This window comes from Streptomyces sp. RLA131 (genome assembly GCF_056270125.1).
The window spans coordinates 7,365,039-7,377,871 of the sequence record NZ_JBWDOQ010000002.1 but is presented as its reverse complement, the minus strand read 5'-3'; the positions used below and the strand labels follow the sequence as shown (position 1 = coordinate 7,377,871).

The 12,833-nt window shown below is 72.7% G+C and carries 10 protein-coding genes; 4 read left to right on the top strand and 6 right to left on the bottom strand.

The genetic code is table 11. The features are described 5' to 3' along the window. Window positions 1-165: 165 nt before the first annotated feature. Window positions 166-1,290, top strand: a complete 1,125-nt coding sequence (locus RWE79_RS34365) for a 5-methyltetrahydropteroyltriglutamate--homocysteine S-methyltransferase (RefSeq protein WP_475943986.1) — start codon at window positions 166-168, stop codon at window positions 1,288-1,290. Here RWE79_RS34365 and RWE79_RS34360 read toward each other — a convergent pair. From RWE79_RS34360 to RWE79_RS34350, 3 genes are all read right to left on the bottom strand, one after another. After that, window positions 1,243-3,177, bottom strand: a complete 1,935-nt coding sequence (locus RWE79_RS34360) for a Xaa-Pro dipeptidyl-peptidase (RefSeq protein WP_475946285.1) — start codon at window positions 3,175-3,177, stop codon at window positions 1,243-1,245. The genes RWE79_RS34365 and RWE79_RS34360 overlap by 48 nt on opposite strands. A 206-nt stretch (window positions 3,178-3,383) precedes the next feature. Then, window positions 3,384-5,753 (bottom strand): Tex family protein, encoded by a 2,370-nt coding sequence (locus tag RWE79_RS34355; RefSeq protein ID WP_475943985.1) that lies wholly within the window; start codon window positions 5,751-5,753, stop codon window positions 3,384-3,386. Window positions 5,754-5,807: 54 nt separating this feature from the next. After that, window positions 5,808-6,314, bottom strand: a complete 507-nt coding sequence (locus tag RWE79_RS34350) for a GNAT family N-acetyltransferase (protein WP_475943984.1) — start codon at window positions 6,312-6,314, stop codon at window positions 5,808-5,810. A 72-nt stretch (window positions 6,315-6,386) separates the two neighbouring features. Here RWE79_RS34350 and RWE79_RS34345 point away from each other — a divergent pair, with 72 nt between their 5' ends. The 3 genes from RWE79_RS34345 (at window position 6,387) to RWE79_RS34335 (ending at window position 10,285) form a co-directional block, all read left to right on the top strand. Then, window positions 6,387-7,232 carry a DUF6528 family protein gene (locus tag RWE79_RS34345; protein ID WP_475943983.1) on the top strand — a complete coding sequence of 282 codons (846 nt, stop codon included), beginning with the start codon at window positions 6,387-6,389 and terminating at the stop codon, window positions 7,230-7,232. A gap of 134 nt (window positions 7,233-7,366) precedes the next feature. Next, entirely contained in the window at window positions 7,367-8,464 is a 1,098-nt protein-coding gene (locus tag RWE79_RS34340; protein ID WP_475943982.1) for a WD40/YVTN/BNR-like repeat-containing protein, read from the top strand. A gap of 132 nt (window positions 8,465-8,596) precedes the next feature. Further along, window positions 8,597-10,285 (top strand): rhamnogalacturonan lyase B N-terminal domain-containing protein, encoded by a 1,689-nt coding sequence (locus tag RWE79_RS34335; protein ID WP_475943981.1) that lies wholly within the window; start codon window positions 8,597-8,599, stop codon window positions 10,283-10,285. On the opposite strand, the gene RWE79_RS34330 is transcribed toward RWE79_RS34335, so the two are convergent. Genes RWE79_RS34330 through RWE79_RS34320 form a run of 3 tightly spaced genes read right to left on the bottom strand, consistent with a single transcriptional unit; the run spans window position 10,237 to window position 12,803 of the window. Further along, complete coding sequence (locus tag RWE79_RS34330) at window positions 10,237-11,127, bottom strand: hypothetical protein (protein WP_475943980.1); 891 nt, start codon at window positions 11,125-11,127, stop codon at window positions 10,237-10,239. The two genes, RWE79_RS34335 and RWE79_RS34330, sit on opposite strands and share 49 nt — an antisense overlap. Next, on the bottom strand, window positions 11,127-12,386 hold the full coding sequence (locus RWE79_RS34325) for a VWA domain-containing protein (protein ID WP_475943979.1): 1,260 nt from the start codon (window positions 12,384-12,386) through the stop codon (window positions 11,127-11,129). Before RWE79_RS34325 ends, RWE79_RS34330 begins: the two co-directional genes overlap by 1 nt. Window positions 12,387-12,395: 9 nt before the next feature. Then, the gene (locus RWE79_RS34320) at window positions 12,396-12,803 is read right to left on the bottom strand and encodes an ATP-binding protein (RefSeq protein WP_475943978.1); all 408 of its coding nucleotides are present in this window, start codon (window positions 12,801-12,803) and stop codon (window positions 12,396-12,398) included. Window positions 12,804-12,833: the final 30 nt, after the last annotated feature.

The following is a 12,833-nucleotide window of genomic DNA, read 5'->3' as shown; positions in this document are numbered from 1 at the left end:
GCTTTGCTTCCTCTTACACCTATTCGCTGACCCCGCAGACAGTACCCCCGCCCCCGCTCGGCCGAACACCCGGCGGGTCCCTTCACGTTCAGCGCGCACGGTCCTACGGTCGGAGCCGACAGGGCACCGACCATCCCAGCCGTTCGTGTCGACGCAGGAGGCGCCATGACCGCCCGGACCCGTCCCCCGTACCGAGCCGACCACGTGGGCAGCCTGCTCAGACCGCGGCGGCTGCTGCGCGCCCGCGAGGAACACGCCAAGGGCGGTCTCTCCGACGCCGCGTTGCGCGGGCTGGAGGACGAAGCGGTGCGCGGGGCGGTGCGCATGCAGGAGGACGCCGGCCTGCGGTCGGCGACCGACGGGGAGTTCCGCCGGGCGTCCTGGCACATGGACTTCATCTACCGGCTGGGCGGGATCCGGCCGACCGACGAGAAACTCGCCGTGCACTTCTACAACGAGCGGGGCGAACTGGACTTCTCCTCGGCCGCGCTGCGCGTGCACGACCGCGTTTCGCTGCGCGAGACGATTTTCGCCGACGACTTCGGCTTCCTCCGGGACACGGTCACCTCCGCCGTGCCCAAACTGACCATCCCCTCGCCGAGCATGGTGCACTACCGGGGCGGCCGGGCCGCGATCGACCCCGAGGTCTACCCGGACCTGGAGCCCTTCTGGCACGACCTGAGCGCCGCCTACGCCGAGCAGGTCCGGCGGCTGGGCGAACTGGGCTGCGCCTACCTGCAGTTCGACGACACCAGCCTGGCCTACCTCAACGATCCCCGGCAGCGCGAACTCGTCGCCGGACAGGGCGGCGACCCCGAGCACCAGCACGAGCGTTATATCCGGCAGATCAACGAGGCCCTCGCCGGCCGGCCGGAGGGCATGACGGTCACCACCCACCTGTGCCGGGGCAACTTCCGCTCCTCCTGGGCCGCCGAGGGCGGTTACGACTTCGTCGCCGAGGCCCTGTTCTCACAACTCGACGTCGACGGCTTCTTCCTGGAGTACGACGACGCCCGCTCGGGCGGCTTCGAGCCACTGCGCTTCGTGCCGCCCGGCAAGCAGGTGGTGCTCGGCCTGGTCACCACCAAGCGCGGCGCCCTGGAGGACAAGGACACGCTCAAGCGCCGCATCGAGGAGGCCGCGGCCTACGTGGACATCGACCAGTTGTGCCTGTCCCCGCAGTGCGGCTTCTCCTCGACCTCGGAGGGCAACGTCCTCACGTACGAGGAGCAGGTCGCCAAGCTAGCGCTGATCGTCGAGACGGCCGAGGAGGTGTGGGGGCGCGACTGATCCGGAGAGCAGCGCCGGCACCGAAGGCACCGACGGCGGCGCGACAGCGGCCGTGCTCCCGCTCGTGCGCAGGCCGCCCGGGCCGCCCGGGCCGCCGACCAGCGGGAGACTGGCCGAGGAACGGGCGAGGTGGAGGGTGACGGCCGGGGTGGTGCCGGCCGGCTCGATCAGCCCGGCGTCGGTGCCGGCCACGATCAGCGCGAGCCGGTGTCCGGCGGCGAAGACATGGTCGGTGGCGGCCAGCCGCACCTTCACCGGGTACGTCCGGCCGGGCACCAGTGCCGTGCCGCGGCCGGTCCGGACGGCGTGCCCGAGGTCGGCCCAGCCGCGGCTGACCACCTGGTGGTCCACGGTCTCGGAGTCGGCGCCGGTGTCCAGGAAGCAGGCGCTGTCGGCGGCCGTGCTGTCCCCGTAGCAGGAGCGGGTGGTGAGGGTGGTGATGCCCTCCCCCGCGCCCAGGTAGTCGCGGATGGTCTGCGGGCCCAGGTCCACCACGACCGCCGACAGATGGGCGCTGGTGGTGGAGGAGGCCGCCGCGAGGGTGACGGTGCCGCTGCCGGACAGCCGCAGGTCCCGGGTGAGCGTGCCGGTGGTGAAGACGACCTTGGACGGTGTCGCGGTGTCGGCCGCCGCCGCCCAGTCCTCCTCCCACAGTGCGGGATCGTCCGTGAAGGACTCCGTGCCGCCGGGCCTCGCGGCGCCCGTGCCGAGGCTGCCCAGTCCCGCGGTGGCGCCGGCCCGCAGACTCAGCCGGGTCCGGGTGGTGCCGTCCGGCTCCCAGGCGGCGTCCTGCGTCCACTGGCCGGGGGCGCGCTCGATGTCGGCGCCGGGTTCACGGTCGATGCCGTTGCGCACGCCGAGCAGGTAGTGGTCGAACCAGCGGTGCAGGGTGTTCACCCACTCGGTACGCCGGTAGTCGAAGGGGTCGACGTGTCCGGTCTGGGACAGCCACACCTTGCGCGTGACGCCGTTCGACGCCAGGGCGTCCCACCACTGTCCGAAATGCTTCGTGCGGACGTTGAGGTCCTGCATGCCGTGGACGGCGAAGACGCTGGCGCGGACCTTGGCGGCGTTGCGCGTGTAGTCGCGCTGCGCCCAGAATTTCGTCCAGTCGCCGTTGCGCGGCGCACCGTCGGTGATCTCCTGCTGGACCGCGGCGCAGCGGGTGCGGGCGCCGGCGCTCTCGACGTAGTCCGACAGCCAGTCCGGGCCGGAGTCGAACAGGGCGGCGCCCTGCGCGAAGTAGTAGTCGTACCAGGAGCTGATGCCGCCGATCGGCACGATGGTGCGCAGGCCCTTCACGCCGGTCGCGGCGACGCCGTTGGCGATGGTGCCGTCGTAGCTCTTGCCGATCATCCCCACGGCGCCGGTGGACCAGGTGGCCCTGACCGCCGTGTTCCCGGTGCGGGTGCGGTAGGCCTTGGCACGGCCGTTCAGCCAGTCCACGACGGCCTTGGCGGACCCGATGTCGGAGCGGCCGCCGACGTCCGTACAGCCGTCGGAGCGGTTGGTGCCCGCGAGGTCGACCAGGACCGAGGCGTAGCCGCGCGGCACGAAGTAGTTGTCGTAGAACAGCGGGGCCTGCGCGATGTCGCCGTTGGCGTCGTAGGTCTTGCGCTGGCTCTCGTTGCCGCGCCCGCAGCACGCGTAGTACGGACTCGCGTCCATGATCACCGGCACCTTGCGGCCGGCCCGGGCGGGCTCACTCGGGCGGACGATGTCCGCCGCCACCCGGTCGGTTCTGCCGTCGCCGTCGCCGTCCAGGCCGGTGTCCACCCACACCGCCTCGCGGATGGCGTCGGCGTAGGAGTAGTCGGGTCGGCTGGCCCCGGCGCGTACGGTCCCGGCCGCGCCGGCGGCTGCCCGGGCGGTGGCCGGCAGGGTCATGACGGTGATCAGGGCGGCGACCAGGGCCGCCACGACGGATATCCACTGGGTGCGGGTCCCCCGCGCGTGTGTGAGCACGGGCGGACGCTAGCGGTTGGCGGATCCATGCCAAAAGTGGGTAACCGGTCATGTTGCGCGACCGGTGGGGCGGCCGTGCCGGGGTGGGGCCGGGGCACGCCCCCAACCCACCCCGCCACGGGGCACGGTCAGCGGCCGTTGCCGCCCAGGCCCGCGCGCCGCAGTGCCTCGGCCATGGCGCCGCCGGCCGGCGGCTTGGAGGCTCCGCCACGGGACTGCCGGGGCGGGTTGCCCCGGCGCTCCCGGCCGCCGCGCTCGCCGCGGTCGCCGCGGTCGCCACGCGGTTCACCGCCGCCCCTGGGCCCGGCCGGGGCCGGGGCCGAGGCCTCGTCGTCCAGCCGCAGGGTGAGCGAGATCCGCTTGCGCGGGATGTCGATGTCGAGCACCTTGACCCGGACGATGTCGCCGGGCTTGACGACCTCACGCGGATCGCTGACGAAGGTCTTCGACATCGCGGACACATGGACCAGCCCGTCCTGGTGGACGCCGACGTCCACAAAGGCCCCGAAGGCCGCCACATTCGTCACGACCCCCTCCAGCACCATGCCGGAGCGCAGGTCCTTCAGCTCCTCCACGCCCTCCTTGAACGTCGCCGTCCGGAAGGCCGGCCGCGGGTCGCGGCCCGGCTTCTCCAGCTCGGCGAGGATGTCGGTGACGGTCGGCAGCCCGAAGCTGTCGTCGACGAACTGCTGCGGCCGCAGGGTCCGCAGCACCTGGCCGTTGCCGATCAGGGCCTTGATGTCCGTACCGGCGGCGGTGCTGATCCGCCGGACCACCGGGTACGCCTCGGGGTGCACGCTGGAGGCGTCCAGGGGGTCGTCGCCGCCGGGGATGCGCAGGAAGCCGGCGCACTGCTCGTACGCCTTGGGGCCGAGCCGGGCCACGTCCTTGAGCGCCTTGCGCGTGCGGAAGGGGCCGTTGGCGTCGCGGTGCGCGACGATGTTGCCGGCGAGGCCCTCGGTGATGCCCGAGACGCGGCGCAGCAGCGGGGCGGAGGCGGTGTTGACGTCGACACCCACGCCGTTGACGCAGTCCTCGACCACCGCGTCCAGGGACCGGGAGAGCTTCAGCTCGGACAGGTCGTGCTGGTACTGGCCGACGCCGATCGACTTGGGGTCGATCTTGACCAGCTCGGCCAGCGGGTCCTGGAGCCGCCGCGCGATGGAGACCGCGCCGCGCAGCGAGACGTCCAGCTCGGGCAGTTCCGCCGAGGCGTAGGCGGACGCGGAGTAGACCGAGGCGCCGGCCTCGGAGACGACGGCCTTGGTGAGTGCCAGTTCGGGATGGCGTGCGATCAGGTCAGCGGCGAGCTTGTCGGTCTCGCGGGAGGCGGTTCCGTTGCCGATGGCGACGAGGTCGACCCGGTGGGCGGCGGCGAGCCTGGCCAGGGTCGCGAGGGACTCGTCCCACTTGTTGCGCGGGACGTGCGGGTAGATGGTCTCGGTGGCCACGACCTTGCCGGTGGCGTCGACGACGGCGACCTTCACCCCGGTACGGAAGCCGGGGTCGAGCCCCATCGTGGCGCGGGTGCCGGCCGGGGCGGCGAGCAGCAGGTCACGGAGGTTGGCGGCGAAGACGCGTACGGCCTCGTCCTCGGCCTGCTGGCGCAGCTGCACGCGCAGGTCGATGCCGAGCCGCACCAGGAAGCGGGTGCGCCAGGCCCAGCGGACGGTGTCGGCGAGCCATTTGTCGCCGGGGCGGCCGCGGTCGGCGACGCCGAACCTGCGGGCGATGCTGCGCTCGAAGCTGGTGGGCCCCTCGGCCGGCTCCTCGGGCTCCAGGGTGAGGTCGAGGACCTCCTCCTTCTCACCGCGCAGCATGGCCAGCACCCGGTGGGAGGGCAGTTTGGTGAAGGGCTCGGAGAAGTCGAAGTAGTCGGCGAACTTGGCGCCCGCCTCCTCCTTGCCGTCGCGGACCCGGGCGACCATACGGCCCCGCTCCCACATCCGGGTGCGCAGCTCGCCGACGAGGTCGGCGTCCTCGGAGAACCGCTCGGTGAGGACGGCGCGGGCGCCGTCCAGCGCGGCGGCCGCGTCCTCGACGCCCTTGTCCGCGTCCACGAACCCGGCGGCCTCGGTCTGCGGGTCCAGCGCCGGGTCGGCCAGCAGCCGGTCGGCGAGGGGTTCCAGGCCGGCCTCGCGGGCGATCTGGGCCTTGGTGCGCCGCTTGGGCTTGAAGGGCAGGTAGATGTCCTCCAGCCGGGCCTTGGAGTCCGCGGCGTGGATCTGTGCCCTGAGGGCGTCGTCGAGCCTGCCCTGCGACTCGATCGACTCCAGGATCGCGGCCCGCCGCTCGTCCAGCTCCCGCAGGTAGCGCAGCCGCTCCTCCAGGGTGCGCAGCTGCGCGTCGTCGAGGGTGCCGGTGGCCTCCTTGCGGTAGCGGGCGATGAAGGGCACCGTCGCCCCGCCGTCGAGCAGGTCGACGGCCGACCGCACCTGGCCTTCCCGTACGCCGAGCTCCTCGGCGATCCTGCGCTCCACCGACACCGATGTCGTCACGATGTGCTGACCTGCTTTCTCGCTGGACTACCCGGGCATTATCGCCCGGTCCGGTCAGTCCAGCCGCTTCTCGAAGAAGTGGTCGGCGTACGGATCGTCGTGGTACGCCGGGATCTCCCGGTATCCCAGCCTGGCATACAGCGCCCGGGCCTCCACCAGGTCCTTGCGCGTGTCGAGGCGCATCACGTTCGCTCCGAGCACCTCGCGCGCCGCCCGCTCGGCCGCGCCGACCAGGGCGGGGCCGCCGCCGGTGCCCCGGGCGCGGGCGTGCACGAACACCCGCCGCAGCTCGGCGGTGCCGGGGCCGAGGGTGAAGACGCCGCAGCATCCGGCGGCGGCCCCGTCGAGGTAGCCGACCAGGAAGAGGCCGGTGGGCGGGGCGAGTTCGTCGCTGGTGAACTCGGCGAGGATGTCGTCGATCTCGGCCGTCGTCATGGAGCGGTTGTGGTACCGGCCGACGATGTCCTCGAAGTACTGCCGGACCAGACCCGTTGACACCGGGTGGCCGACCGGCAGCGGCTCGACGCGCCAGCCCCCGGGCTGGTGGCTCGATATGTTCACAGGCCCATCCTGGCAGGGGGCGCCGAGTCTATCCTCCACTTTGTTCGGGCCGGTTCGGAGCACGGGGGAACAATGGCGAAGAACTATCCGATAGCCACGACGGAGCAGACGACCAACGATGTCATCGTCTTCGACCAGGACACCGAGTGGTCGAAGTCCTCGTCGGTGCTCTGGCGCTGGAGCGCGCCGGGCGGGGCGGGGACGTCCTGGTACAACCTGTCCGACGTACGGCTGCGCAGGACGCAGGCCCATGGAGTGGTGGTGCTGGTCGCGGCGTCCGGCGGGCGGGCGGCGATGCTGCTCCGGAACTCCCGGAAGATCGTCTGGCAGGTCAGTACGCCCGGCGACAATCCGCACGCCGTCGAGCGGATCCCGGGCGGTGTGATCGTCACCGCGACCACCCACCCGGGGCGGCTGCGGTTCTACGCGGACTCCACCCACACCGCCCCGTTCCGCACCATCGCCCTGGCCAAGGCGCACGGGGTGCTGTGGGATCCGGTGCGCAGTTCGCTGTGGGCCATCGGGGACAAGCGGCTGGTCCGCTACTCGGTCTCCGGCAAGGGCGCGAAAACCAAGGTCAACGTGCACAGCCAGGTGGCGCTCAAGGGCACCGGGCACGATCTGCAGCCGGTGTACGGGGATCCGGACGCGCTGTGGTTCACCGACTCGTACGGGGTCTACCGGCTGAACGCCGAGAAGGGCACCCACCGGCTGGTCGACGACACCAACCATGTGAAGGCGTACGTCAGCCAGCCCTCGGGCATCCGGGTCCGCGCCAAGGCCGACTACGCCGGGACCCGGGACTGGGCAGGGCCGACCATCGACTTCTTCGACGCCGCGGGGAAGAAGTCCTTCTCCCGCACCCGCCCCGGCGCGGAGTTCTACAAGGCCCGCATCTGGACCCCGGGCTTCCACTGACCGGCCGGCGGGAGTCCGCGACCGGACGGCACCCGACGGACGGCACCCGACCTGGCGGCACCCGACCTGGCGGCACCCGACCTGGCGGCACGCGACCTGGCGGCCGGATCGCCGGTCGGCTAGGTTCCTGCGCCATGGCGGCCATGGGAATGATGCGGCGGGCGATGTCAATCGGGCTGTGCGGGGCGGCACTTGCGGCTGTGACGGCGCTGCCGTCGGTCCCCGCCCAGGCGCACGGCCGGACCACCCCGGCAGCGTCCTGGGAGCCGACCGCGACCGGCAGCACGGCGCGGCTGCGCGGGCTGTCGGCGGTGAGCCGCAGCACCGCCTGGGCGTCGGGTTCGCTGGGCACGGTGCTGCGCACGGTCGACGGCGGCCGGTCGTGGCAGGACGTGTCGCCACCCGGCGCGGGCGACCTGCAGTTCCGCGACATCGAGGCGTTCGGGGCACGGCGGGCCGTGGTGCTGGCGATCGGCGAGGGCGAGGCCTCCCGGGTCTACCGGACCGAGGACGGCGGCGCCACCTGGACCGAGGCCTTCCGCAATGCCGACCCCCGGGCGTTCTACGACTGCGTCGCCTTCTTCGACGCCCGGCACGGCCTGGCGGTGAGCGACCCGGTCGACGGCCGGTACCGGATCATCTCCACCAGCGACGGCGGCCGCAGCTGGACGGTGCTGCCGTCCGCCGGGATGCCGGACGCGCTGGACGGTGAGGCGTCCTTCGCCGCGAGCGGCCAGTGCCTGACCACCTCCGGCGGGCACGACGTGTGGCTGGCGACCGGCGGCGCCCCGGCCGCGCGGGTCCTGCACTCCGGCGACCGGGGCCTGACCTGGACCGCGTCCGCCACCACCGTCCCGGCCGGCGACCCGGCCAGGGGCGTCTTCGCGCTGACCTTCCGTGACCGGCGGCACGGCATCGCGGTCGGCGGCGACTACCGGGCCGACCAGCCCTCCCCCGACGCGGCGGCCGTCACCCGGGACGGCGGGGCGACCTGGACCACCGCCGGCACGCCCCCGCCCGGCTACCGCTCGGGGGTGAGCCGGCCGGCGTACGGACGGTCCTGGGCGATCGCGGTCGGGCCGACGGGCAGCGACCTGAGCACGGACGACGGTCTCAACTGGCGGACCTTCGACACGGGTTCGTACGACACGGTGGACTGTGCCGCCGACCGGAGCTGCTGGGCCGCCGGGGAACAGGGACGGGCCGCGCGGCTGGTGGTCTCCTTCGGCTGAGGGCTGTGACCGGATTGGTTCACCGTCCGGTGAACGATCGCGGCCACCACGCCGGGCCCGGACCGGCAACCTTTCGGGCGCGCGCGGCCACTGCTGGTGCGGAGGGGGCCGACCGCGAAGGAGAGCCGCAGCATGACCGAACACGAGATCCGGCACGAGCAGGGCCGGCACCGCCTGCGCAGGCGGGCGTTCCTGGCCGCCACCGGGGCGCTGGGCGCCGCCGTCGCCGTCGACACGGCGCTCGCCCCGAGGGCGTCCGCCGCGACCTTCGGGTACACCGACGACGGCACCAACTATGTGATCGACACGGGCGCCGATCTGGTCCTCAAGATCAGCCACGTCAACGGCGACCTGACCTCCCTGGTCTACCGGGGCACCGAGTACCAGGGCTACGACGGCAAGAACTCCCATGTGGAGTCCGGGCTCGGCGCCTCGACGGTGACCCTCTCCCAGTCGGGCACGACGATCCTGGTCAAGGTGGTCCACGGGACGCTGGTCCACTACTACGCGGTGCGCAGCGGTGAGAACAACGTCTACCTGTGGACCAACAAGGCCGACACGTCCTTCACCGCGACCCGCTACATCGTCCGCGTCAAAGCCGGGCTGTTCCCCAACACCGACCCCGACGCCTGGGACTCGACCACCGACACCGTCATCGAGGCGGCCGACGTGTACGTCGAACCCGACGGCACCACCCGCTCCAAGCACTACTCCGGGCTCCGCGTCATGGACTACGACCACATCGGCTGGACCACCGGCTCCGTCGGCCTGTGGATGGTCCGCAGCAACCACGAGAAGGCGTCCGGCGGTCCCTTCTACCGCTCACTGCTGCGGCACCACAACGAGGGCGGCGGGGGGCTGTACGAGATCCTGCACTACGGCGAGAACCAGACCGAGGCCGAACGCTTCGGTCTGCAGGGCCCGTACGTGATCGCCTTCACCGACGGCGGGGCCCCGTCCTCCGCGCTGCACGCCGGGAACATCGACACCTCGTGGGTCGACGGCCTGGGCCTGTCCGGCTGGACCGGCGACGCCGGTCGCGGCAGGGTCGCGGGCGTCGGCATCACGGGCCGTGACAGCGCGTACCCCTACACCGTGGGGCTGGCCAACGCCTCGGCCCAGTACTGGGGGACGGCCGACGCGAGCAGCGGCTACTTCTCCGTCCCGAGGGTGCTGCCCGGCACCTACACCCTGACCGTGTTCAAGGGCGAACTGGCCGTCCACACCACCACCGTGACCGTGACGGCGGGCGCCACCACCACCCTGAACACGATCGCCGTCGCGGGCGACCCGGCCACCGCCTCCGCGATCTGGCGCATCGGCGACTGGAACGGCACCCCGGCCGGCTTCAAGAACGCCGGCCTGATGACCTACGCGCACCCGTCGGACGTCCGGGCGAGTGCCTGGACGGGGAACTACGTCGTGGGTTCGTCGGCGGCGAGCAGCTTCCCCGCCTACCTGTGGAAGGACGTCAACAACGGACTGACGGTCTACTTCAAACTCACCGCCGCCCAGGCCGCGGCGGCCCACGCGCTGCGGATCGGTATCACCACCAACTACATCAACGGCCGCCCGCAGGTGACGGTCAACAGCTGGTCGTCCGCCGTCCCGGCGGCCCCCACCGAGCCGGGCACGCGCACGCTGACGGTGGGCTCGTACCGGGGCAACAACGTGACGTTCGGCTACGCGGTGCCGGCCAGCGCCTGGCTGACCGACACCACGCAGTACAACGTCCTGAAGATCTACGTCGCCAGCGGATCGACCGGGACCGGCTATCTCAGTCCCGGACTCTCCGTCGACGCGATCGACCTGCTGGCCTGACCGGCACGCCGGCGCGGGTGGCGGGTGAGGCTGTAGCCGGCCACCGCGGCCAGCGCGCCCAGCACGCCCCCGGCGACGGTCCAGATCCACCGGTCGGACCACCAGCCCGGTGACCAGCCGCCGTCGGGGGCCGCCAGGGAGGCGGGCCGCGGGGACGCCCCGTCGGTGGCGGTGGCCGACGCGCTCGGGTCGGCGGCCGGGTCGAGCGTGGCGCCGGCCTGGTCCACCGGGGTCAGCGGGGCGGCCAGTTCGCCGTCGCCGGCCTTCGAGCCGCCCGCGTCCTCGGCGGTGGCGGTGATCTCGGTCTTCACCGCCAGGCCGAGGTCCTGGTCCGGCAGGTCGGTGACGGTGAGCCGCACGTAGTACGCCCCGGGCAGCGGATCGTTGGCCCAGGCCTCGGACCACGGGCGTACGGTGCGCAGCGTGCAGCGCAGCGTCACCTCGGCGGCGTCGGCCGCCGCCGTCCGCGAGGGGTGGCCGGCGGCGCAGGCCTGGCGGCGGCGCAGCCCGTCGTACAGGTCGATCCGCCAGGTGGCGGAGCCGTGCCGGGCCGAGGCGTCGGGGAGGGTGACGGTGGCCTCGACGGTGGCGTTCTGGCCGGCGGTGGCGGGGAACATCCAGTACAGGTAGTCACCGGTGGAGCCGCTGGCGGTGGCCGTCTGGCCCTGCTGGAGCGCGGTGGCGGTCCGGAAGCCGGTGCCGGCCTCGGTCGGCGCGCTCGCGCTGCCGCTGGGACCGGGGCTCGCGGTGTCGGCCGCGGCCGTACCGGCGCCGCCCAGGACGGCTGCTCCGGTGGCGGCGACGGCGGCGAGGGCCGTGGCCAGGAGACGTGTCGTACGCATCAGTTGGTCCTCCATACGGCGACGCGCCAGCGGGCCAGCCAGCCCCAGAGCAGTCCGGCGACCAGGCCGGTGAGCGTCAGGACGACGAGCAGGATCCAGCCGCGTCCGAGGCCGAACGAGGCCACGTCGGAGGCGTTGTCCGGGGAGGAGACCAGGTTGACGGTCAGCTCGACGGGCAGGCCGGGGGTGGTCTTGACGGAGGCCGGGGCCGAGAAGGAGTTGCTGAGCTCCAGGCAGACCGTGCGCGAGGCGGGGGTGTCCTCGTCGCTCTCCGGCCAGGCGTAGCGCAGGCCGGTCGAGATCACGTCGGTGCGTCCGCTGTCCGCGTCGCTGCCGCGTACGAGTTCGCGGTCGCCGACGACCGCCCGCAGCAGCACCCCGTAGTCGTTGTTGACGGCGCGGTCGGCGCCGACGCCGGCCGAGGCCCGCAGTTCCTGGCCGTCGGCCACGTTGACGCGGTACCAGCGGTGTTCGGCGAACTCCTCGCGGTCGCTGTAGACACCGGCGCCGAGCAGCGGCGCCGTGGAGCACTTCGCGGAGCCCTCGGTGGCCGTGGGGGTCACGGTGGTGTCGTCCGCGGAGCGGTCGATCAGCTGCTTGGTGCGGTCGGCGAGTTCGTCCTTGTGGGAGACCGAGGTGTAGGTGCCGCCGGTGGCCTCGGCGATGCAGGTGAGCTGCTTGCGCATCTTGTCGGTGGAGGCCAGGCCGAGGGTGTCGATGACCAGGCTGGTGCCGTCGGCGGCGAGTTCACGGGCGACGGCGCAGGGGTCGAGGGGGGCGCAGGTGTCCTCGCCGTCGGTGATCAGGACGATCCGGCGGGTGGCCTCACCGCCCTTGAGGTCCTGGCCCGCGGCGCGCAGCGCGGGGCCGATCGGCGTCCAGCCGGTGGGGGCCAGGGTGGCGACCGCGGTCTTGGCCTCGGTGCGGTCCAGCTCACCGACCGGGTAGAGCTGTTCGGTGTCCTTGCAGCCCTCGGTCTTGCTCTTGCCGGGGTAGTTGGCCCCCAGGGTGCGTATGCCGAGCCGGACGTCCTCGGGGACGGTGTCCAGGACGTCGTTGAAGGCCTGCTTGGCGGCGGTCATCCGGGACTGTCCGTCGATGTCGCGGGTGCGCATCGATCCGCTGACGTCCAGGACCAGTTCGACCTTGGGAGACTCCTGCTGCGGCTCGGCCGCTGCGGCGCCGGCCGGGAACAGACCGGTCCCCAGGGCGGCGAGCAGGGCGCACAGGCCCGCCGCCAGCCGTTTTCTGATGATCATTGGCGGATCCTAGTGACGATCGGCCGCAGGTCCCAACTCGGCCCAGACCACTCGTCCGCAGCCGCTCTCCCCCGCCATGACGCCCCATGCCTCGGACAGCGCGCTGACCAGCAGAAGTCCGCGTCCGCCCTCCTCGTCGACCCCGGCCACGCGGGGCTGGGGGACCGTCAGGCCGTGTCCCTGTTCGGCGACCTCGACGCGCACCAGGCCGTCCAGCAGCCGGACCGCGCAGGCGATCTTCTCGCTGTCGCCGTAGCGCAGGGCGTTGGTGAACAGCTCGGAGACGATCAGCCCGGCGTCGTCGCAGAGTTCGCCTGCGACACCCCACTCGCACAGCCGCGCCCGGACGCGCCGTCGCGCCTCGGCGACCGCGGCGTTCTGCGCGGCCAGCCGGAACGCGTCATGGGAGGATGCCACTCCGCTACTATGCGCGTCGCGCGGAACGCA

Coding starts and splice junctions, on each gene's coding strand:
- RWE79_RS34365 (WP_475943986.1), top strand. CDS start 166: ATGACCGCCCGGACCCGTCCCCCGTACCGAGCCGACCACGTGGGCAGC.
- RWE79_RS34335 (WP_475943981.1), top strand. CDS start 8,597: ATGACCGAACACGAGATCCGGCACGAGCAGGGCCGGCACCGCCTGCGC.
- RWE79_RS34340 (WP_475943982.1), top strand. CDS start 7,367: ATGGCGGCCATGGGAATGATGCGGCGGGCGATGTCAATCGGGCTGTGC.
- RWE79_RS34360 (WP_475946285.1), bottom strand. CDS start 3,177: ATGACCCTGCCGGCCACCGCCCGGGCAGCCGCCGGCGCGGCCGGGACC.
- RWE79_RS34325 (WP_475943979.1), bottom strand. CDS start 12,386: ATGATCATCAGAAAACGGCTGGCGGCGGGCCTGTGCGCCCTGCTCGCC.
- RWE79_RS34345 (WP_475943983.1), top strand. CDS start 6,387: ATGGCGAAGAACTATCCGATAGCCACGACGGAGCAGACGACCAACGAT.
- RWE79_RS34330 (WP_475943980.1), bottom strand. CDS start 11,127: ATGCGTACGACACGTCTCCTGGCCACGGCCCTCGCCGCCGTCGCCGCC.